At 70.3% G+C, this 21,721-nt stretch carries 14 protein-coding genes; 6 read left to right on the plus strand and 8 right to left on the minus strand.

From position 1 onward, the window contains the following. Positions 1-17: 17 nt before the first annotated feature. Entirely contained in the window at positions 18-6,629 is a 6,612-nt protein-coding gene (locus tag ACRWK7_RS25480) for a GLUG motif-containing protein (protein ID WP_431859162.1), read from the minus strand. A gap of 368 nt (positions 6,630-6,997) precedes the next feature. On the opposite strand from ACRWK7_RS25480, the gene ACRWK7_RS25485 reads away from it, so the two are divergent. Both ACRWK7_RS25485 and ACRWK7_RS25490 read left to right on the plus strand, forming a co-directional pair. Next, a complete protein-coding gene (locus ACRWK7_RS25485) occupies positions 6,998-7,690 on the plus strand; it encodes a response regulator (protein WP_431859132.1) in 693 nt (230 codons plus the stop codon). A 4-nt stretch (positions 7,691-7,694) separates the two neighbouring features. Then, positions 7,695-9,605 (plus strand): ATP-binding protein, encoded by a 1,911-nt coding sequence (locus tag ACRWK7_RS25490; RefSeq protein WP_431859133.1) that lies wholly within the window; start codon positions 7,695-7,697, stop codon positions 9,603-9,605. Between the two features lie 162 nt (positions 9,606-9,767). On the opposite strand, the gene ACRWK7_RS25495 is transcribed toward ACRWK7_RS25490, so the two are convergent. The 5 genes from ACRWK7_RS25495 to ACRWK7_RS25515 are packed head-to-tail and all read right to left on the minus strand — an operon-like array spanning position 9,768 to position 14,447. Further along, positions 9,768-10,580 (minus strand): aldolase/citrate lyase family protein, encoded by an 813-nt coding sequence (locus tag ACRWK7_RS25495; protein ID WP_431859134.1) that lies wholly within the window; start codon positions 10,578-10,580, stop codon positions 9,768-9,770. Between the two features lie 41 nt (positions 10,581-10,621). Continuing rightward, on the minus strand, positions 10,622-11,311 hold the full coding sequence (locus ACRWK7_RS25500; protein WP_431859135.1) for a class I SAM-dependent methyltransferase: 690 nt from the start codon (positions 11,309-11,311) through the stop codon (positions 10,622-10,624). Further along, the gene (locus tag ACRWK7_RS25505) at positions 11,308-12,147 is read right to left on the minus strand and encodes an FAS1-like dehydratase domain-containing protein (RefSeq protein WP_431859136.1); all 840 of its coding nucleotides are present in this window, start codon (positions 12,145-12,147) and stop codon (positions 11,308-11,310) included. The genes ACRWK7_RS25500 and ACRWK7_RS25505 overlap by 4 nt, the downstream gene beginning before the upstream one ends. Then, the gene (locus ACRWK7_RS25510; RefSeq protein ID WP_431859137.1) at positions 12,144-13,268 is read right to left on the minus strand and encodes a CaiB/BaiF CoA transferase family protein; all 1,125 of its coding nucleotides are present in this window, start codon (positions 13,266-13,268) and stop codon (positions 12,144-12,146) included. The genes ACRWK7_RS25505 and ACRWK7_RS25510 overlap by 4 nt, the downstream gene beginning before the upstream one ends. 18 nt (positions 13,269-13,286) lie before the next feature. After that, positions 13,287-14,447, minus strand: coding sequence for an acyl-CoA dehydrogenase family protein (locus ACRWK7_RS25515; protein ID WP_431859138.1), 1,161 nt, complete (start codon positions 14,445-14,447; stop codon positions 13,287-13,289). Between the two features lie 104 nt (positions 14,448-14,551). Between ACRWK7_RS25515 and ACRWK7_RS25520 the strand changes: the two genes are divergently transcribed. From ACRWK7_RS25520 to ACRWK7_RS25535, 4 genes are read left to right on the plus strand one after another with little or no spacing between them, the layout of a single operon-like run. Then, on the plus strand, positions 14,552-15,487 hold the full coding sequence (locus ACRWK7_RS25520) for a LysR family transcriptional regulator (RefSeq protein ID WP_431859139.1): 936 nt from the start codon (positions 14,552-14,554) through the stop codon (positions 15,485-15,487). Continuing rightward, positions 15,484-16,701 carry a CoA transferase gene (locus ACRWK7_RS25525; protein WP_431859140.1) on the plus strand — a complete coding sequence of 406 codons (1,218 nt, stop codon included), beginning with the start codon at positions 15,484-15,486 and terminating at the stop codon, positions 16,699-16,701. Before ACRWK7_RS25520 ends, ACRWK7_RS25525 begins: the two co-directional genes overlap by 4 nt. Beyond that, positions 16,701-18,338, plus strand: a complete 1,638-nt coding sequence (locus ACRWK7_RS25530; protein WP_431859141.1) for an acyl-CoA dehydrogenase family protein — start codon at positions 16,701-16,703, stop codon at positions 18,336-18,338. Before ACRWK7_RS25525 ends, ACRWK7_RS25530 begins: the two co-directional genes overlap by 1 nt. A gap of 57 nt (positions 18,339-18,395) precedes the next feature. Then, complete coding sequence (locus ACRWK7_RS25535) at positions 18,396-19,400, plus strand: TRAP transporter substrate-binding protein (protein WP_431859142.1); 1,005 nt, start codon at positions 18,396-18,398, stop codon at positions 19,398-19,400. 103 nt (positions 19,401-19,503) lie between these two features. Here ACRWK7_RS25535 and ACRWK7_RS25540 read toward each other — a convergent pair whose 3' ends face one another. Both ACRWK7_RS25540 and ACRWK7_RS25545 read right to left on the minus strand, forming a co-directional pair. Beyond that, positions 19,504-20,451 (minus strand): D-2-hydroxyacid dehydrogenase family protein, encoded by a 948-nt coding sequence (locus ACRWK7_RS25540; RefSeq protein WP_431859143.1) that lies wholly within the window; start codon positions 20,449-20,451, stop codon positions 19,504-19,506. Further along, positions 20,448-21,665, minus strand: coding sequence for a winged helix-turn-helix domain-containing protein (locus ACRWK7_RS25545; protein WP_431859144.1), 1,218 nt, complete (start codon positions 21,663-21,665; stop codon positions 20,448-20,450). Before ACRWK7_RS25545 ends, ACRWK7_RS25540 begins: the two co-directional genes overlap by 4 nt. Positions 21,666-21,721 lie beyond the last annotated feature (56 nt).

A 21,721-nucleotide genomic window follows, 5' to 3' on the forward strand; every position in this document is an offset into this window, starting at 1 on the left:
CGGAATCGTTCCGTTCGTCAGGGCATGGAGAAGCGGAGGAACCGGCCGAAACGCGTGTTCTCCGGGTGGGGGGCCGTTGTGCAGGCGCTGCTGGCCGCGGCGCCGCCGATGCAAGCCGCGGCACCGCTCGCGGCCCCCTGGGAACCAGAGTTGCCTGAGGATTCTCCGGACACGCCGGTGGCGCTCGCACTGCCGGATGCCGCTTGAGGGCCGGCGGATGGGAAGGACACAGGAGTATCGTAGCCCTGGAAGGGCTGCGTCGCCTGCGACGCCGTCACCACCAGGTTTCGCGGCAGGGCCGCACTGGTGAGAACCCGCGTCAGCTCCTCCACCCACGCCGGCCCCGATGGGTCGCGGCTTTCCGGGGTGGGGGGCTGCGGATTCACGGTTTCCCCGGCGGCAATCACCGTTAGCACCCCGGGCGTGAAGGTGAGGCTGTAGTTGGACGAAGCCGCCAGCGTGCCCCGGTCGATGGTGTAGGATCCGGCCGGCGAGGCGGTACCCGCGGCTGTGGTCAGGAGTCCGCTGAGCGTGTCGCCGTTGACCAGCCCCTGTCCGCCGACGCTGTAGGTCAAGGCCGGGTTGTTGGTACCGGCGGGACGGCTGAGGGTGTCCGCCGTCACCAGGATCGGGCGGGAGGTCACCGTCAGCGCCCCGTCGACGTAGGTGACGGTGTAGTTTGACAGCCTGCTGCCAGCGGCATTGGACGCCGTGATGCCGTAGCTGCCGACCCCGGCGGTGGCCGCGGTACCGGCACTGGACAGGCTGACAGACGACACGCTGTCGCCATTCTTCAGCCCGGTCGCGGTGAAGCCGGTCAGCGTGGCGGTGTCGCCGTAGGTCTTGCGTGCTGCGTCGGCGGTGATCGTCAATGCCGCCGGGGTCACGGTCAGCCGGCCTTCGGCATAGGTGATGGCGTAGTTCGACAGCCCGCTGCCGACAGCGTTGGACGCGGTGATGGCGTAGCTGCCGACCCCGGCGGTGGCCTCCGTGCCGGTGCCGGACAGCGTCACCCCGGTCACGCTGTCGCTGTTCTTCAGCCCGGTCGCGGTGAAGCCGCTCAGCGTGGCGGTATCGCCATAGGTCTTGCGCACCGCGTCGGCGGTGACGGTCAGCATGGCAGGATCGACCGTCAGCGTGCCACCCGTATAGGTAATGGTGTAGTTCGACAGCCCGCTGCCCTGGGCCGAAGAGGCCGCTATGGAATAGTCGCCGACCCCTGCGGTGGCCGCCGTGCCGGTGCTGGCCAGCGTCACCCCGGCCACGCTGTCGCCGTTCTTCAGCCCGGCCGCGGTGAAGCCGCTCAAGGTGGGGGTGTCGCCGTAGGTCTTGCGCGCCGCGTCGGCCGTGACCGTCAGCGCCGCCGGGGTTACGGTCTGCTCGACGTTGCCGTAATAGAACACCCGGTAGCCGGTCCCTTTGGCGCTGGTGGCCGTGGCGTTCGCCGTAGTCAGGCTGGTGGTAGCCGGCGTCGCGGAGACGCCGGCGGTGGTATCGACGGAGATCGTCCCGCCGGTCAGGGACAGGCTGTCGTCGGCCTTGCCGAAGACATAGGCGCCGGGGCTGCCCTGCGCGGTCACCGCGCTGACCGTGCCTGTGGTGTCGCCGTAGACCGACGTCGCCGACACCGTCTTGACCCAGGTCACCGGCGTCATGCCGTAGAGCACCGGGTGATAGCCGCTGCTGGGCGGCGCCCACACGCCGTCGAAGTCCCAGCCGGTCGCCCCCGCCATGAAGGCCGCGGTGTCCTGGAACTGCGCTGTCGTCAGGCCGGTCAACCCCGTCACCGTGGAGTGCGCGCCATCCTTTTCGGTCGTCTCGGCAGCGGTAGTGTCGAAATAGGACGAAGTGATGCTACCGCCGGTGTAGAAGCCGAAAAACCCGCCGACGTTGGACGACCCCGATACGGCCTTCACCGCGTAGGATTGGCTGATGGCGCCGCTGTTCAGCCCGGCAAAGCCGCCGACGGTCATGTTGCCGGAGACGGCGCCGCCGGTCGCGTAGGAATAGGAAATGCTGCCCGAGTTCTCGCCGACGAAACCGCCGAAGTCCGTGCCGATGCCTCCCGTTACCGCTCCCGTCGCATAGGACTGCGTGATGGTGCCGGCATTCTTGCCGGCGAAGCCGCCGACGGTGCTGCGTCCCGCGACGTCTCCGGTCGCGTAGGATTGGGTGATGGTGCCGGTGTTCTCGCTGACCAGACCGCCGATCTGGTCGCCGCCGACCGCGGGTTGCGACACCGTCGCCGTGACGTAGGACTGGGCGATGGTGCCGGTGTTCTTGCCGACGAGGCCGCCGGCCGAAGACCCCTGAACGCTCCCCGTGACATAGGCTTTGGTGATGGAACCACCGTTCTCGCCGGCAAGGCCGCCGACGACATAGCCGGCGCCGGTGATGGCGACATCGGTCAGGCCGATGTTGCGGATGCTGCCGGCCGCGCCGATCACGCCGAACAGCCCCTGGTTCGTCCCGGCATAATCCTCGGGCGCGATCGTCAGCCCCCGGACCACATGCTCCTGCCCGTCGAGCGAGCCGGTGAAGGCGGCCGAGCTGCTCCCGACCGGCACGAACCCATGCTTGATGCCGCTGAGGCGCCACAGGCCGGCGGCGTTGCTGCCGGCGGTCTCGCCGGCATCGATGTCGGCGGCCAGCGTGTAGGCGGCGGACAGGTCCAGCTGCATCAGTTGAAGCTGATGCGCGTTGCGGATGGTGGTGCTGTGTTCCGAGCGCAGGAAGGGCCGGGTCTGGCCTTCGACGAGATACCAGCCGTTGGTCAGATCGAAGGTGCCATAGGTCGCCGCGCTGAAGGCGTCGGCGGTCTCGATACCGGCGATCGTGCTGCTGTCCCCGTCCCCGGTGCCGGCTCCGCCGGTTTGCCCCGTGGTGCCCTTGTCCCAATAGCTGGTGTTGATGCTGCCGCCGGCATTCCGGCCGGCCAGGCCGCCCACCTTGCAGTCGCTCGCGGCGCAACCGCTGCTCAGCGTCACCAGCCCCGTCGCATAGGCGTTGGTGATGGTGCCGTAGAAATTGTCGCCGACCAGGCCGCCGACGAAGTGCTCGCCGTCGGTGGCGGTGATGGCGCCGGTGACCGATCCGGTCGCGTAGACGTTGGTGACGGTGGCGTCCTCGACCCCGCCGAGCAGGCCGCCGGCCTTGTTGTCCGTCGCCGTGACGGCACCGGTGGCATAACTCTCAGAAAGCGCTCCCGAGCCGCCCCGCAGGGAACCGATCAGGCCACCGACGGTCGCTGCCCCGCTTGCCGTTCCGGTCGAGTAGGCTTTGGTCACTCTATCGTCCAAACTGTCGCCGATGAGGCCGCCGACCCGGTTGGCGCCGCGGACTGCGCCGACCGCATGAACGGTGTCGAGGGTTCCATTCTGGGATTTGCCGACGAGGCCGCCGACGTTGTCGCCGCTACCCGTCACGCTACCCGTGGCGTAGGATTGCGTGACGGTGCCATCGCCGTTGACGCCGAGGAGACCGCCGACGCTGTCGCTGCTTCCCGTCACGTTTCCCGTGGCATAGGCCTGCGTGATGGTGCCGTAGTTGCTGCCGGCCAGCCCCCCGAGGTTGACGCCGCTTCCCGAGACGTTTCCCGTGGCGTGGGACTGCGAGACGGTGACGGAGGTGACGCCAACGAGGCCGCCGATGGCCTCGCCGTCCCCCGTCACGTTCCCCGTGGCGTAGGATTGCGTGACGGTCTCCTGGTTCCAGCCGACAAGGCCACCGACGTAACGGCGTCCCGACACGGTTCCCGTGGCGTAGGACTCCGTGACGGTCGCCGCGTTGAAGCCGGCGAGGCCGCCGACATTGTCGCCTCCCGTCACGCTTCCCGTGGCGTGGGACTGCGTGACGGTCCCGCTCTGGTGCCAGCCGACCAGACCGCCGACATGCTCGGTTCCCGACACGGCTCCCGTGGCGTAGGACTGCGAGACGTTGGCGTCGCCGTAATTGTCGCCGACGAGGCCGCCGACCTTGGTGTCTCCCGTCACGCTTCCCGTGGCGTAGGACTCGGTGATGCCGGTGTAGTTCCAGCCGACGAGGCCGCCGACGCTCTCGCCGGTTCCGGTCACGCTTCCCGTGGCGTGGGACTGCGTGACGGTGCCCTGGTTCCAGCCGGCGAGGCCCCCGACATGCACGGCTCCCGACACGGTTCCCGTGGCGTAGGATTGCGTGACGGTGCCGGAGTGGTAGCCGAGGAGACCGCCGATTCGCTCGTAGGTTCCCGTTATGCTTCCCGTGGCGTAGGACTGCGAGACGGTGCCCTGGCTCCAGCCGACGAGGCCACCCACACCCGTCACTCCCGACACGCTTGACGTGGCGTGGGACTGCGTGATGACGGAGATGGCCGCGGCGGAGCCGATAAGGCCGCCGACCCTCTCGGTTCCCGTCACGCTTCCCCCTGTGGCGTAGGCGTTCGTCACGGTGCCGAGAGTGGCGCCGGCAACCCCGCCGACTCTGGTCTTGCCGGTCACGGTGGCGTCGACGACGCCGAAGTCGCGAAGGATGCTGCCGCTGCCGAGCGTTCCGAACAGGCCGACGTAATCGGTGGTGGGGGCGTTGATCGTCAGGTTGGAGACGGTGTTGCCCAGGCCGGCGAAGGTTCCGGTGAAGGTGCCGGACACCGGGGCCGCGGTGTAGGTGGTTCCCGTCGCATCCAGGCTTCGCGCCAGCGCGTAGCGCCCCGTCAGCCCGATGGTCTCGATGGCGTCGAGCGCCGCCATGTCGTGGATGAGGGTGTAGCTGGTGAGCGCTCCCGCCTCGCCGATCCGCAGCGTGGCGTTGGCTCCCCCCAGCGTGACCGAACCGGTGCTGCCGATGCTGTACCCCTTGCCGGCACCGTGCTGGAGGACCAGCCCCGCCGCCGTCCCGGTGGCGGTCAGGGCGGCGTTGACGGCGATGTCGCCGTCCGCGGCCAGCGTCAGCACCGTGTCGGCCGACCAGGAGACCGGCGCCGCCACGGTGATGTTGCCAGCCTGGCTGCCGCCCGCCCCGGTGGACACCGTGACGTTGGCCGAGGCCAGCGCGCTCGTCAGGGTGGAAACGCCGAGCACGCTGTCGTTGCCGCTGGCGGACAGGCCCGAGACGGTGCTGTCCGATCCCGCGGAGATCGTCAGGTTGTAGGGGTCGAGCAGCAGCGTCCCGGTCCTGCCCGCCGCCGCGGTCAGGTCCGCGGTGCCGTGGAAGGACAGCGCCGCCTTGCCCGAGACCTCGGCGCTGCCGCCGTTGCCGCCCGCACCGGCCCCCCGTGCCGTGATCGCGCCGAGAAACACCGTGTGCTCGTCCGACCACGCCACCACGCTGCCGCCGTCGCCGGAGGTGCCGTTGGCGTTCAGCCGCGCCCCGGCGGCGACGGTGGTCGTCCTGGCGTTCGCCACGGTCTCCTTCAGCGTCTTGCGGGCCGCGTCCCTGCCGCCCTGATAGTCGCCGCCGACCGCGATCGCCCCGCCGCGGCTGCCGGAGACGTCCAGCGAGGCCGTGCCCGTCAGCGTCACCGCCGTGCCGGTCACCGCCACCGTGCCGCCCTTGCCGGCCGGGCCTTTGCCTCCGGTGCCCTTTCCCCTCGTGCCCTTGCCCGCCGATCCCCTGGCCGACAGCGTGCCGGTGACCGTGGCCTTGCCGCCGGAGACCCGGATGTCGCCGCCCTCGACGGCGCCGTTTTCCCTGGTCCGGGTCGCGGCGATGGTGCCGCCCGCCTCCACGGTGCCGCCGTCGCCGACGGTCAGGAAGATGCGTCCACCCGCGCTGGTGGTGCCGGTGGCGGCGATCACGCCGCCGGTGTTGCCGGCCAGCGCGTAGACGTTGCCGCCATTGGCGCGGATCTCCGCCGTCGCCGCGGCGATCCGCCCGGAGGTCCTGGCCGCAGTGTCGGCCCCGCCGACCTTGACCTGGAACTTGCCGCCCTCGACCGCGCCGTCCTTCACCAGCACTTCGTACCCGGCGGCGAGGCCCACCGTGCCGTTGGGGGCGGTGAGGGTGCCGCTGTTGGTGACCTCTCGCGCGATCAGCGCCACGTCGCCGCCCAGCGATCCGATAGACCCGGCGTTGGTCACCGTCGCCTTGGAGGTGCCGGAGAAGCTCTTGTCCCCGCCGTTCAGGAACGCCGCGTCCGGAACGTCGAGGGTGGAGGCGGTGAAGGATCCGCCGGTGAGCACCTTCCCGCCCGGCCCCACCGCCACCCCGGCGGGGTTGACCAGATAGACCGAGCCGGTGGCGGTCAGCGAGCCGTCGATGCGCGAGGGGATGTTGCCGGTGACGCGGTTCAGCGTCGCGCCGCTGCCGTTGTTGATGGAGACGCTGTTCCCCGCCCCGATGGAGAAGCTGTTCCAGTTGATGACCGCGTTCCGGGAGGTCTGGTCGATGATGACGCTGGTGCCCGACGGGGTGGCGATGGACACTGCCCCGGCGGCGACCGAGGGCCCGGCCGGCAGCGTCTGGGCCGTGGCCGGGGCGATGGCGCTCTCCATCAGGGCGACGCTGGTGATCAGCCCCAGCGACAGCCCGGCGAGGGATCGGCCGGAAGACCGTGGCGCCGGGTGCCAGGGAGTTTGCCAGAGGGTCCGGCCCGGGGCGGCACCATGGAACGCCGCCGCCTTCGGGATACCGGCAGTCTTGGCAAGCCCCGTCATCGCGCTCACAACGCACCCCTGTCGTTCCGCTTGGCGGCACTCCGGCAACGCCTGCATTCCCAGTGGGGTCGCCCTGTCGATGCGGGCGGCCAGGAGGGATTGCAGCGCGTCGCTTCGGAACGCCTGTATGGCAACGAACGATACGGGGGGGCTCGATGGTGCGGCACCCCATGTTCATGGGGGCGGCGGGGTATCCCAGGGTCGCCGATCCGGCCTTCCCCATGAATATGGGGGAGGAGCGTGGCGGTTCCCGATAAGGGGTTGTTGGCCCGCAACACGCCCATTATCGTCGACGGGTACCTTCATTCCACGCATGAGGGCGGCGGCAGCCGGTCCGCGCCATGCCGTTCGAGGACCGCAGGGAATCCATGTCATCGCGCCCGGCCGACGAACCGCATTCCGGTTCCCGCCACGTCACGGTCGTCCTGGTGGAGGATGACCCGCCGACGCGCGATCATCTGGCGGAGACCCTGGCCGCTTGCGACGGCATCCGGCTCCTGGCCTCCGCCGGCACGCTGCAGGCGGCACGGGCCGCCTGCGAACGCTTCCTTCCCACGGTTCTGATCACCGACCTGCAATTGCCGGACGGCCACGGCGCCGACCTGATCCGCGAGGTCCGGGACCGGTATCCGGCCACCGAGATCATGGTGATCTCGGTGCTGGGCGACGAGGGCAGCGTGGTGACGGCCATCCGCGCCGGGGCGTCGGGCTACATCCTCAAGGATTCCGAGCCGGTGGACATGGTGGAAGCGGTCCATGGCCTGATCGAAGGGCGCTCCCCCATTTCGGCCTCCATCGCCCGCTACATCGTAAGGCGGGTGCAGGACGGCTCGTTCAGCGGGGATCGCAAGCCGGCGCCGCTGCTGACCCCGCGCGAGACCGACATCCTGTGGGGCATCGCCAAGGGCTTCACCTACAACGACATCGCCGACCGGCTGGGCCTGTCGCGGCAGACCGTGCCCTCCTACATCAAGAACATCTACCGCAAGCTGGAGGTGAATTCGCGCTCGGAAGCGGTCTTCGAGGCGATCGAGCGCAAGCTGATCCGGCTTGGAGAGTGAAACCGTGGCCGGCGGCTCCATCGAGGCCCCCAGGGGCAGCGGACGGCCACGCCTGTTCCGCCGTCTGGTCATCGGCCTGTTCTATCTGACCGTCCTCGCGGTGGGCATCGGCTCGCCGCTGCTCACCCTGTCGCCGCCCGAGGGCGGCATCGACATCGACCGCGCCCTGTTCCGGCCGCTGGAGACCCTTGACCGGCCGGCCGATGTCGCGGAGGCCGCCGTATCTCTGCCCCACAGCTTCAGGGTGCCTGGCGCGGGCCGGTTCGGCGGGGGGCTCTACCGGCTGGAGTTCGATTATTCTCCGGACAGCGCCGAACCATGGTCCGTGCTGATTCCAAACTATTCCGGCCGCATTCTGGTGCGGGTCAACGGCACCTTGCTGTACGACAGTGATTGGACGCATTCGGGCAAGATCGCGACTCTGATCTGGCCGGACATCATCGCGATTCCGCCGCCGGTGTTGCAGGCCGGCGCCAACACCGTGGAAATCCACGCGGTGATGCTGTTCGGCCGGAAGAACTATCTCAGCGGCATCTATGCCGGACCCGACAGCCTGCTGCGGCCGGTGTACCAGCAGCATCGCTTTCTTTTGGTCATGCTGCCGCAACTGCTGTTCGCTTGGCAGTTCGCCTTCAGCGTGATGCTGTCGATCGTCTGGGCGGTCCGCCGCTCCGAACGGTCCTATATTCTGTATGCCGGCATCCTGTTCTTCAACTCGATGAGCAATCTTGTCGTCATCGTACCGGAGTCGCTGGTCTCCCCGCTGGTCATGCCGCTGTCGAACCTGACCTTCTCCTGGGTGACGGCGATGCTGGTGCCGTTCGCCTTCTGCTTCGTGAACCGCCGGCCGCCGCGGGCCAGCATCCTGTTCGCGGCGTTGCCGGTCGGAATCAACGCGGCCTTTCTGCTGCTGCCTCCCGAGACCTTTCACGTCCTGAACTGGTACGTCGCGGTGCCGGTGGCCATGACCTTGTCCTGCGTCGCCCTTGGTGTGCTCTTCTATGCGGCTTTTCGGCAAGGCAACGACGGCGCCCATATCATCCTGGGCGCCACGCTGCTGACCTTGCTGATGATCTTCCACGAAGTGCCGATCCTCTACGGCGCCGAGGGCAAGCGGCTGTCCATCAACCCGTTTTCCATCCCCGTGTTCATGCTTCTGAGCGTCATTAGCACCATCCTGATGTGGCGCTTCGCGGCGGCGCTGAACGCGGTGGACCAGTTCAACGCCAAGCTGCGCCGGGAGATCGCCGAGGCGGAGGCGGCGCTGCGCACCAGCCTGGCCCGCGAGCAGGCCCAGGAAAGGGCCATCGCGCTCGAAGCCGAACGCTCGCGCCTGACCCGCGACCTCCACGACGGTCTCGCCGGCCAACTGGTGTCGATGGTGGCGCTCAGCCGACGCGCGGACGCCGGGGTCAGCGACTTCGGCACCGCGGCGCGCAAGGCGTTGGTCGATCTGCGTCTGGTCATCGCCTCGATGGCCGAGGTCGGCGACGATCCCGGCATGATGCTGGCGAACTTCCGGGACCATATCCAACCCCAGCTTCGCGCGCTCGGCATCGCCCTGGACTGGCAGATGCACGCCCTGCCGGAGGGGGCCGGATGGTCGTCCTCGACCGCACTGGAGCTGTTCCGTCTGCTTCAGGAGGCGACGATGAACGCCGCCAGGCATTCGGGGGCCGATCGGGTGAGGATCGAGATCCGGCCGACCGACGACGGGGTGCGCGTGGTGGTCGCGGACGAGGGATGCGGCGGCGCGTCCGACCGCCCCGGCGGCTACGGCCTTGCCAACATGCGGCGACGGGCCCTGGCCATCGGTGCCCGGCTTGCCATCGTCTCCGGTCCGGATGGCACCCGCATCGTTCTGGACCTGCCCAGACCGACGGTTCCGTCAGACCTCGCGCCAAGCCTGAGCTGACGACGCCGAGGGTCCGCCGGGCGGACGCCGTGAATTACACGACACCGATCGTATCGCGCGGGGCGGCGACCCGCTGAACATTGAGCTGGATCCCGTTTCCCGGGACCAGCTCACCGGAGTTCTGGATCCACGCCTGAACGGTCAAAATGGCAAAAGCTGAGCTTAGGATTCGCCGGCCGCCGCGAGGATCCGGCGCGCCTTGCGGGCCATCGCCTCGTCGATCATCCTGCCGTTCACCACGCCGACGCCCTTGGCGTTCTCCGCCAGGATCAGGCGCGCCTCGGCAACCGCCTCCGGCGTGGGGGTGAGGGCGGCGTTGATCGGCGCCACCTGGTTCGGGTGGATCGCCGCCTTGGCGGTGAATCCGAGGGCCACCGCGCGCTTCGCCTCGTCGGCCAGGCCCTCGGCGTCGCGCAGGTCGAAGAACGGCGAATCGATGACGCCGACGCGCGCCATGGCGGCGGCGGTCACCACGCGCGAGCGGGCGGCCAGCAGCGGCTCCCACCCCACCGTGGCGCCGAGGTCGGCGGCGAGGTCGGCCGCACCGAAGAACAGCGCCTCGACGTGTGGGGAGGAGGCTGCGATGGCGGCGGCGTTCTCGACGCCGCGGGCGGACTCGATGAGCGGCACCAGGGGAACGCCGCCGAGGTGGCCGTCGATCAGGCGGACGATCTCGGGCGAGTCGGTCTTGGGGATGATGACGGCGTCCGGCTTGGTGCCCGAGTGGATCAGCGCCAGCAAATCCTCCAGGCCGTAGGATGTGGTCGGGGAATTGACGCGCAGCGCGCGGGCGGTGTGCGTCCAGGCGTTCGGCTGCGCCAGGAAGTCGAGGGCGATCCTGCGCGCCTCGTCCTTGCGGTCGGGAGCGACGGCGTCCTCCAGATCGAGGATCAGCACGTCGGCGCCGGTCGCGGCCGCGCGCTCGAAGCGCTCGGGCATGGTCGCCGGGGTGAACAGCCAGGAACGGCGGGGCATGGGGGGATTCCTCCTGTCGGGCCCGCGTGGGCAGCTTGTAGTTAAGCCGGCTTCCGCAACACCATCATCCGCATCGGCTGGTCGAACGCCGTCTTGCCGTCCTCGATGCGCGCCCCGGCCTCAAACAATCGGCGCATCTCCGCCTCGACCGCCGGCAGCCGTTCGCGGCGCGACCGGTCGGCGGCGACCACGCTGTCGATGAACTGGGCGAAGTCGCGGAACTTCACGGTGTTGAGATACACCGTCTCCAACTCGGGGACGAGCCCGGCCGGCGGTTCCCGCAACGCCTCGTAGGCCGCCGCGCGCACCGCCGTCTCGTCCTCGACCGGCTTGAGCACCGCGAAGTAGGCACCTTCCGCCAACGGTTCCACCGCGATGACCAGCCCTGCGGGGCGCAGCACCCGTGCCGCCTCGGCCAGGGCCGGAGGCATGGCGTCGAGCGGCAGGTGGTGGAAGCTGTTGAAATACAGCACCGCATCCAGCGAGCCGTCCTCGAACGGCAATGCCTCGCCGCGGCCTTCGCGGTAGGTTTCGCCGCCCGCCGGTTCGGCGGCGCGGGCGCGCGCCAGCTGTTCCGGGCTCGGTTCCAGGCCGACTGCGGTCGCCCCCTCGCGGGTCAGGTGCCGGACCATGGCGCCGTCGCCGCAGCCGACGTCGGCCACCGCCTTGCCGCGAGGGTCCAGAACCTCCGCCAGCATCGCCTTGTGGTTGGAATGGCGCGGCGCGGTCATTCGGCGTCCAGCGTCGCAGTCATGGCGACGAAGCCCTGGTGGTCGCGCACCCACAGTTCCGCCCCGCCGTCGGTCGGCCGGCCGCAGACCGAGAACGGGTGCACGTCGAACACCGGCCGGCGGGCGCGGAAGCGGAAGCCGGTCACCCGCGCCCCCGGATTGTGGCGGAGATACAGGTCGACCAGCAGCGTCGCCATCAGCGGCCCATGCACGATCAGGCCGGGGTAGCCCTCCACCTCCTCGCAGTACTTGCGGTCGTAGTGGATGCGATGGCCGTTGAAGGTCAGCGCCGAGAAGCGGAACAGCAGCACCGGGTCGCCGGTCACCGGGCGTTCCCACTCCGCGACCTCCTTCGGCGGTTCGCCGGGGGCGGGGGCCTCGCCGGGCCTGGGCGGGTCGCGGTAGACGATGTCGTGCACCTCGCGCGCCGCGAGGCCACGCTCGGTCAGCACCTCGTGCACCACCTTGACGAAGACAAGGTCGCCGGAACGGCCGGCCTTGTGCTCGACGTTCTCTATGGTCGAGCGGCGGCGGATCGCCTCGCCGACGCGGATGGGGCCGTGCCATCGCAGGTCGCCGCCCGCCCACATGCGGCGCGGCAGCGGCACCGGCGGCAGGAAGCCGCCGCGGTGCGGGTGGCCGTCCTCCGCGATGTCGCGCTGCGGCGCCTGGGGGAGGAAGTACATCCAGTGGCCGAGCGGCGGCACCTCGCCCGCGCGCCAGGGCGGGTCATCGTGGTCGAGCGTGCGGGCCAACCCGGTGAGCGGCGCCACGGTGGCGACGTCCAGGTGCTCCTCCTGGCGGCCGATCCAGTCCTTCAGGTGCTCGAAACTCATGGGGCGAACTCCTTGCGCAGGGCGTCCGAGTGCTGGCCGATGGCCGGGATGGGGCGGGGCTGGAACGCCTCGCCGCGCCGGCGCACCGGCGGCGCCACGCCGGCCACCGGGCCGGTCGGGGTGTCCGTCTCGATGCGCCGCAGCTGGCTGTGCGCGGAGAGGTCGGCGACGCTGTTGACGTCGCCGTAGGCGATGCCGCCCCGCTTCAGCCGCGCGTGCGCCTCGGCGCGGTCCAGCGTGGCGAAGACGGCGGCGACCGCGGCGTCCAGCGACGGTCGGTTCGCGACCCGCAACGGGCCGGTGGCGTAGCGCGGGTCCGTCGCAAGGTCCGGCTGCCCCAGCACGTCGCCGCACAGCCGCGCCCACTCCCGCTCGTTCTGGATGGAGATCACCACCTGGTTGCCGTCGGCCAGCGTGAAGGCACCGTACGGCGCGATGGACGGGTGGTTGAGCCCGACGCGCTCCGGCGCCTTGCCGCCGTAGTCCTGGTGCAGCAGCGGTACGGTCATCCAGTCGGCGATGGCGTCGAACAGCGACACGGCGATCCCCTGGCCCTGCCCGGTGCGCTCGCGCTCGTAGAGGGCCTGGAGGATGCCGGCGTGGGCGTACATGCCGCAGGCGATGTCGGCCACCGACACGCCGACACGCCCCGGCCGCTCCGGCGCCCCGGTGATCGAGGCGAGTCCGGTCTCGCACTGGATCAGCAGGTCGTAGGCCTTCATGTCGCGGTACGGCCCGTCCTCGCCGTAGCCGCTGATGTCGCAGGTGATCAGGCGCGGGTGCTTGGCGCGCAGTTCCTCCGACCCGAAGCCGGCGCGCTCCGCGGCGCCGGGGGCGAGGTTCTGCACCAGCACGTCCGCACGCGCGATCATCCGGTGCATCAGGGCGGCGTCGTCCGGGTTCTTGATGTCGAGGACGACCGATTCCTTGCCGCGGTTGAGCCAGACGAAGTACGCGCTCTCGCCGTGCGCGACGTGGTCGTAGGCGCGGGCGAAGTCGCCTTCCGGCCGTTCGATCTTGATCACCCTGGCGCCCGCGTCGGCGAGGCGCGACGTGCAGTAGGGAGCGGCCACGGCCTGCTCCAGGGCGACGACCAGGATACCGTCCAAGGGGGTGTGCATGGCTCGGAACGATGTTGCTTAGAATGACTTGGGCATCTTCAGCGCGTGGGTCGCCACGTGCGAGAGGATCAGGTTGGTGGAAATCGGCGCGATCTGGTAGAGGCGCGTTTCGCGGAACTTGCGCTCGATGTCGTATTCCTCGGCGAAGCCGAAGCCGCCGTGCGTCTGCAGGCAGGTGTCGGCGGCATGCCAGGACGCCTCGGAGGCCAGAAGCTTCGCCATGTTGGCCTCGGTGCCGCAGGGCTGGCCCGAATCGAACAGCTCGATGGCCTTGCGCACCATGAGGGCCGCCGCCTCGGTCTCGACGTAGTTCCGCGCGATCGGGAACTGGATGCCCTGGTTGGAGCCGATCGGCCGGCCGAACACCTCGCGCTGCGTGGCGTAGGCCGAGGCGCGGTCGATGAAGAAGCGGGCGTCGCCGATGCACTCCGAGGCGATCAGGATGCGCTCGGCGTTCATGCCGTCGATGATGTAGTGGAAACCCTTGCCTTCCTCGCCGATCAGGTTCGCGGCCGGTACGCGCAGGTCGTCGAAGAACAGTTCGGTGGTGGCGTGGTTGATCATCGCGCGGATCGGCCGGATGGTCAGGCCCTTGCCGAGCGCCTCGCGGATGTCCACCAGCAGCACGCTCATGCCGTCGGTCGGCTTTTTCACCTGGTCGCGCGGCGTGGTGCGCACCAGCAGCACCATCAGGTCGGAGTGCTCGGTCCTGGAGATCCACACCTTCTGGCCGTTGACCACGTACTCGTCGCCCTCGCGCCGGGCGAAGGTGCGGATCCGGGTGGTGTCGGTGCCGCTGGTCGGCTCGGTGACGCCGAAGGCCTGCAGGCGCAGCGCGCCCGACGCGATGCCCGGCAGGTAGGCCTGCTTCTGCGCCGCGCTGCCGTGCCGCAGCACCGTGCCCATGGTGTACATCTGCGCGTGGCAGGCGCCGCCGTTGCAGCCCGAGCGGTGGATCTCCTCCAGGATCGCCGACGCCGCGTCGATGCCCAGGCCGGAGCCGCCGTACTCCTCGGGAATCAGCACCGACAGGAAGCCGGCCTCGGTCAGCGCCCGCACGAACTCGGTGGGGTAGGCGCGCTCGGCGTCCAGTTTCCGCCAGTACTCCCCGGGGAAGCCGGCGCACAGCCGGCGGACGGACTCGCGGATCTCCGGATGGGTGTCGTTCGTCGTTGCCACGGTCGCCTCCAAAAACCTTTGCAAAGAGTACTGGGTCGACTACGATATTCGTCAACGCTATAGTTATTATAACAGTTATAACGAAACGGCATCGGCTCTGGGGTATGGACTTCCGACAGCTGAGATACTTCCTGCACGTCGCGGAGATGCAGAGCCTGTCGCGGGCCGCCTCCGTGCTGCGGGTCGCTCAGCCGGCGCTGTCCCGCCAGATCAAGGCGCTGGAGGACGAGCTGGGCGTGCCGCTGCTGCGCCGGCACGGCTGGGGCGTCACGCCGACGCCGGCGGGCCAGGTGCTGATGGACCACGCCCGCATCGTGTTGAAGGAGGTCGGCGCGGCGCGCGATGCGGTGCTGGCGTATCAATCGGAGCCGTCGGGGACGCTGAGCTTCGGCGTGCCGTCGTCGCTGGGCCGGGTGCTGCTGCCCGGCTTGGCGGTGCGCTTCCGCCAGCGGGCGCCGCGGGTGCGGCTGCATCTGGTGGATGGCTTCAGCGCCACCATCCACGAGTGGCTGGTGCAGGGGCGCCTCGACCTTGCCGTGCTGTACGATTCGAAGACCACCGACGGCCTCGTTTCCGCCCCGCTGCTGGAGGAGGAGATGGTGTTGATCGGCTCCGGCGGCCGCTTGGCGGCGCTGGACGGCGTCACGCTGGCCGAGGTGGCGGCGCACGACCTGATCCTGCCCGGCCGGCCGCACCGGCTGCGCCTGCTGGTCGAGCAGGCCTTCGCCGAGGAAGGCCTCGCCTGCGAGCCGGTCATCGAGGTGGACGCGCTGTCGGCGCTGATCGAGCTGGTGCGGGTCGGCGAGGCCTGCACGCTGCTGCCGCGCTCCGCCGTGCATGGGCTGCTGGAATCGGGCGAGCTGAGCGCCGCGGCGGTGACTCCGCCGATCCGCCGCTCGCTGGTGCTGGCCCGGCCGCAGGGCCGCGTTTCCACCCCGGCCAGCGAGGCGCTGGAGCGGGTGGTGGTCGAATTCATCCACACGCTGGCCGGCCCGTTGGGCTGGGAGCTGCGCCAGCGAATCGCCGAGGAGACCGCATGACCCCGCTTCTGTCCGACCTCCGCGTGGTCGAGGTGTCGGCCTTCATCGCGGCACCCCTGGGCGGCATGACGCTGGCGCAGTTGGGGGCGGAAGTGATCCGCATCGACCCCATCGGCGGCAACATCGACTACCGCCGCTGGCCCCTGGCGCCGAGCGGCGACAGCCTGTACTGGACCGGCCTCAACAAGGGCAAGAAATCGGTCACCCTGGCGCTCAACACGCCGGAGGGGCGGGAGATCGCCGCGGCGCTGATCACCCGCCCGGATCCCGGCGGCGGCATCCTGCTGACCAACCTGCCGGCCAGCGGGTGGATGAGCTTCGACGCGCTGTCGGCGAAGCGCGCCGACCTGATCATGTTGCGCCTGACCGGCAGCTCCGACGGGACCGGCGCGGTGGACTACACGGTCAACTGCGCCAGCGGCTTTCCCATGGCGACGGGCGAGGGAGACAAGCCGGTTAACCACGTGCTGCCGGCCTGGGACATCGCCGCCGGCCTCTACCTGTGCACCGGCTTGCTGGCGGCCGAACGGCTGCGGGCACGGACGGGCAAGGGGCAGGAGGTCACGCTGGCGCTCAGCGACGTCATGCTGGCGAGCGTCGGCAACCTGGGCTACGTCGCCGACGTGCAGGTCAACGGCACGGTGCGCCAACCGCTCGGCAACGACCTGTACGGCGCCTTCGGGCGCGACTTCCCGACCCGGAACGGGCGGCGGGTGATGGTGGTCGCCATCTCCGACCGGCAGTGGAAGGCCATCGGCGCGGCGACGGGCCTCGGCGAGCGGCTCGCCATGGTCGGGCCGCTGATGGGCGTCGACCTCGGCACGGAGGGGGGACGGTTCGAGGCGCGCGAGGCCATCGGCGCGGTGCTCGCCCCCTGGTTCGCGGCGCGCACGCTGGACGAGGTGCGGACCGCGTTCGCCGGCAGCGGCGTGCTGTGGGGACCCTACCAGGACTTCGGCCAGCTGGTCGCCGAGGACCCGCGCTGTTCTCCCGCCAACCCGATGTTCCAGGAGGTCGAGCAGCCGGGCGTCGGGCGCTGGCGCATGCCGGGTGTGCCGCTGGCCTTCGGCGCGGTGCCGCGCGACCCGGTGCGTCCGGCGCCGCGGCTCGGCCAGCACACCGACGAGATCCTGGCCGAACGGCTCGGCCTGTCGAGCGCCGAGATCGGCCGCCTGCATGATTCCGGCATCGTCGCCGGCCCGGAGACCGCCTGATGATTCCCAACGACTACCGCCCCGCCCTCGCCGCCGCCGAGGCCCTGGCCGCCGAGGGGCGCCGCACGCTCCGCGCCCTGGTGGCACCCGCCGGCCGGCCGAGCGCCGAGGACCTGGAGACGCACCAGTTCGCCCTGCACGGGCTGGCGTGGCAGGCGACCTACGTGGAGGCGCTGCGCCAGCTGCTCGGCTGGGCCGGGCGGCTGGAGGAGCAGGGGGCGCTGGGTGACGTGGAAGCGGCGATCCTGCGCCTGGGCTTCGCCGAGTACCTGGGCCAGCTCGCCGGCGGCATCCCGATGAGCCAGGTGGAGATGGTCCGCCCCGATGACCTCGGCGTGGCGCCGGAAGCGGTGGCGCGGTTCGTCTCCGAGTCCGGGCTGGCGGCCATCGCCGAGCCGGGCGCGCTCCGCGCCGCGCGCCGGCTTCTCGGCGACGCCGCGGCGGAGGGGCGGTACGGCGCGCCGGCCTACGGCGACGAGACGCTGGCGATGATGGCGGAGCAGTTCAGCCGTTTCGCCGACGCCGAGGTCGCCCCCTTCGCCCAGGAGTGGCACCGCAACGACCAGCTGATCCCGCTGGAACTGCTGGAGCACATGGCCGAGATGGGCGTCTTCGGCCTGACCGTGCCGGAGGAGTACGGCGGTCTCGCCCTCGGCAAGACGGCGATGTGCATCGTCTCCGAGGCGTTGAGCCGCGGGTACCTCGGCGTCGGCTCGCTCGGCACGCGGGCGGAGATCGCGGCGGAGCTGATCCGGCTGGCCGGGACGCCGGAGCAGAAGCAGCGCTGGCTGCCGGCCATCGCGTCGGGCGCCATCCTGCCCACCGCCGTGTTCACCGAGCCGAACACCGGCAGCGACCTGGGATCCTTGCGCACCCGTGCGGTGCGCGACGGCGACGTGTACCGCATTTACGGCGCCAAGACCTGGATCACCCATGGCGCGCGCTCCGACGTGATGACGCTGCTGGTGCGCACCGACCCGAACACCGACGGGTATCGCGGCCTCTCCATGCTGCTGGCCGAGAAGCCGCGCGGCACCGAGGACAATCCGTTCCCGGCCGAGGGCATGAGCGGCACGGAGATCACCGTGCTCGGCTACCGCGGCATGAAGGAGTACGAGATCGGCTTCGACGGCTTCGTCGTGCCGGTGTCCGGCCTGCTCGGCGGGGTCGAGGGGCAGGGCTTCAAGCAGCTGATGGAGACCTTCGAGAGCGCGCGCATCCAGACCGCGGCCCGCGCGCTGGGCGTGGCGCAGAACGCGCTGGAGCTGGGCGTGCGCTACGCCGCCGAGCGCCAGCAGTTCGGCAAGGCCATCCTGGGTTTCCCGCGCGTGCACGGCAAGGTGGCGTGGATGGCCGTGGAGACGATGATCGCCCGACAGCTGTCCTACTTCGCGGCGCGGGAGAAGGATTCCGGGCGGCGCTGCGACATCGAGGCGGGGATGGCCAAGCTGCTGGCCGCCCGCGTGGCGTGGAGCAACGCCGACGCCGCGGTGCAGATCCACGGCGGCAACGGCTATGCCGTGGAGTATCCCATCAGTCGGGTTCTGTGCGACGCGCGGATCCTGTCAATCTTCGAAGGAGCCGCCGAGATCCAGGCGCAGGTGATCGCCCGCGGCCTGCTGACCGGCCAAAACTGAGAACCGCGGCCTTAAGAGCCGCGGCCGAGAACCATAACCAGAGGGAGGAAATGCGATATGCGGAGTTTTGTCCTGCCGATCCTCGGCGCTGTCGGCATCCTGGCGGCCACGCCGGCGCTGGCGCAGCAGGCCCCCATCGTCATCAAGTTCAGCCACGTCGTCGCCACCGAGACGCCGAAGGGCAAGGGGGCCGAGAAGTTCAAGGAGCTGGCCGAGGCGCGCACCAACGGCAAGGTGAAGGTCGAGGTCTACCCCAACAGCCAGCTCTACAAGGATAAGGAGGAGCTGGAGGCGCTGCAGCTCGGCGCGGTGCAGATGCTCGCCCCGTCGCTGGCCAAGTTCGGCCCGCTGGGCGTGAAGGAGTTCGAGGTCTTCGACCTGCCCTACATCTTCCCCAGCAAGGAATCGCTGACCAAGGTGACGCAGGGTCCGCTCGGCCAGGGGCTGCTGAAGAAGCTGGAGCCCAAGGGCATCATCGGGCTGGCCTACTGGGACAACGGCTTCAAGATCATGAGCGCCAACCGGCCGCTGAAGACGCCCGACGACTTCAAGGGCCTGAAGATGCGCATCCAGTCCTCCAAGGTGCTGGAGGCGCAGTTCCGCGCGTTGGGCGCGCTGCCGCAGGTCATGGCGTTCTCGGAGGTCTACCAGGCCATGCAGACCGGCGTGGTGGACGGGTCGGAGAACACGCCCTCCAACATGTACACGCAGAAGCATAACGAGGTGCAGAAGCACATCACGCTGTCCGACCACGGCTACATCGGCTACGCGGTGATCGTGAACAAGAAGTTCTGGGACGGCCTGCCGGCCGACATCCGCACGACGCTGGATGGTGCCATGAAGGACGCCACCACCTACGCCAACCAGATCGCGCAGAAGGAGAACGACGACGCCGTCGCCGCCATGAAGGCCGCCGGCAAGTCGGAGTTCCACACCATGACCGACGCCGAGCGGGCGGCGTGGCGCAAGGCCATGCTGCCGGTGCACGAGGACATGGCGTCCCGGGTCGGCAAGGACCTCATCCAGGCGTTCTACAAGGAGACGGGGGTGGCGGGGAACTGACGGCCGTTGCCCCCACCCCGGCCCTCCCCCGCTGCGCAGGGGAGGGTGCCGCTATTCCCCTCCCCTGCGCAGCGGGGGAGGGGGCAGGGGTGGGGCAAGCGCCTCACGAAAGCACCCTCGCCGGCGCCCCCGCCGTCCAGGCCAGGATGTCCTCCAGCGCCTCGCGGTAGAACACCGCGTAGTTCTCCTGCGTGACGTAGCCCAGGTGCGGCGTCAGCACCGTGTTGTCGAGGGCGCGCAGCGGGTGGTCGGGCGGCAGCGGCTCCACCGAGAACACGTCGAGGCCGGCGCCGGCGATGCGCCGGTGCGCCAGCGCCTCCACCAGCGCCGGTTCGTCCACCAGCCCGGCGCGGGCCGTGTTGACGAACCACGCGGTGGATTTCATGGCGCCGATCTCCGCGGCGCCGACCGTGCCGCGGCTGCGCTCGCCGAGCACGAGGTGCAGGGTCACCACGTCCGCCGTGGCGAACAGCTCGGCCTTGTCCACGCGGCGGACGCCGACCTCGGCCGCGCGCTCGTCGGTGAGGTTCTGGCTCCACGCCACCACGTCCATGTTGAAGGCCAGCCCGACGCGGGCGACCTGCGCGCCCAGCTTGCCGAGGCCGACCACGCCCAGGCGCTTGCCGGTCAGCGTGGTGGTCAGCCCGGTCTGCCAGGAACCGGCGCGCAGCGCGCGGTCCTCCGCGGGGATGCGCTTTGCCAGCGCCAGGATCAGGCCCCAGGCCAGCTCGGCGGTCGGCGTGCCGCCGATGGCGGTGCCGCACACGGTGATGCCGCGCGCCTTGCACGCCTCGAGGTCGATGGCGAGGTTGCGGGTGCCGGTGGTCACCAGCAGCCGCAGGTTCGGCAGCCGCGCGATCAGGTCGGCAGGGAACGGCGTGCGCTCCCGCATGATGACCAGCACGTCGAAGGGCTCCAGCGCCGCCACCAGCCGCTCGCGGTCGGCGATGTGCTCGTGGAAGACCTGGAGCTCACTGCCCGGCGGCAGGCGGTCCCAGTCGGCGAGGCTGCGCGCGATGCGCTGGTAGTCGTCGAGGATGGCGATCTTCATGGCGCCATGGTGTCCCGGTGCACGAGGCCGCGCAAGGCGGAAGCGAGGTCGCCGCGCTCGCCGACGCGGATCCGCTCCAGCCCCAGCCAGTGGGCGAGGCGGCGCAGCTCGTCGGCCAGCGCCTCGGCAGTGTGCGGCGGGGCGGCGGGTTCGGCGAAGGCGCCCAGGATGTGCAGGGTGCCGGATCCCCGCTCCGCCTTCAGGTCGACGCGGGCGACCGGGCGGTCGCCGAGCAGGAAGGGCAGCACGTAGTAGCCGTACTGCCGCTTCTCCGCCGGGGTGTAGATCTCGATCCGGTAGCGGAAGCCGAACAGCCGTTCGGCGCGCGAGCGCTCCCACACCAGCGGATCGAAGGGGGCGAGCAGGGCGGCGGCGTCGATGCGGCGCGGGCGCTGGGCGTCGTGGTGCAGGTAGGCGGCCTGCGCCCAGCCCTCGACCTCCACCGGGACCAGCGTGCCGTCCTCGACCAGCTCGGGCAGGCGTGCCCTGGCGTCGTCGGCGTCGAGGCGGAAGTAGTCGCGCAGGTCGGCGGCGGTGGCGACGCCGTGGGCGCGGGCGCCCAACTCCAGCAAGGCGCGGTGGGCGTCGGGTTCGGCCGGAGTCGGGGAGTTCAGGACCGACTCGGGCAGCACGCGTTCGGGAAGGTCGTAGAGGCGCTCGAAGCCGCGGCGGGAGTGGGTGGTGATGCGGCCGGCCCAGAACAGGTATTCCAGCGCGCACTTGGCGTCGCTCCACCCCCACCAGCTGCCCTTGCCGCGGCTGCCGTCGATGTCCGAGGCGGCGACCGGGCCGCGGTCGCGCACCACGGCGTAAGCCGACTCGACGAACTCCGGCCGCTCGGTGGCAAGCTTGGCGAGGCGGTCGTAGGTCCCTTCGCCGCGCGCGGCGCGCGCCATCCGCCAGCGCAGCAGCGGGTGCAACTCCAGCGGCAGCAGCGAGGCTTCGTGCGCCCAGTACTCGAACAGCGTCCGCTTGCGGCCCCACGCTGCGTCGTCGAGCAGGGCGGCGGGGTAGGGACCGAGGCGGGAGAACAGCGGCAGGTAGTGCGCCCGCACCACCGCGCTCACCGAATCGATCTGCAGGAGCTGCGTGCGCTCCAGCGTCCGGCGCAGATGGCCGCGGTCGATGGCGCCGGGCGGGCGGGGCTTGGCGAAGCCCTGCGCCGCCAGGGCGATGCGCCGCGCCTCGCGGGCGGAAATCCGGGGAAGCGCCATCGTTCGTCCGTCCGCGTGATGCCGAATACGCCATGGAACGTTCCGCGGCGTGGGGT

Source organism: Azospirillum sp. (genome assembly GCF_050789165.1).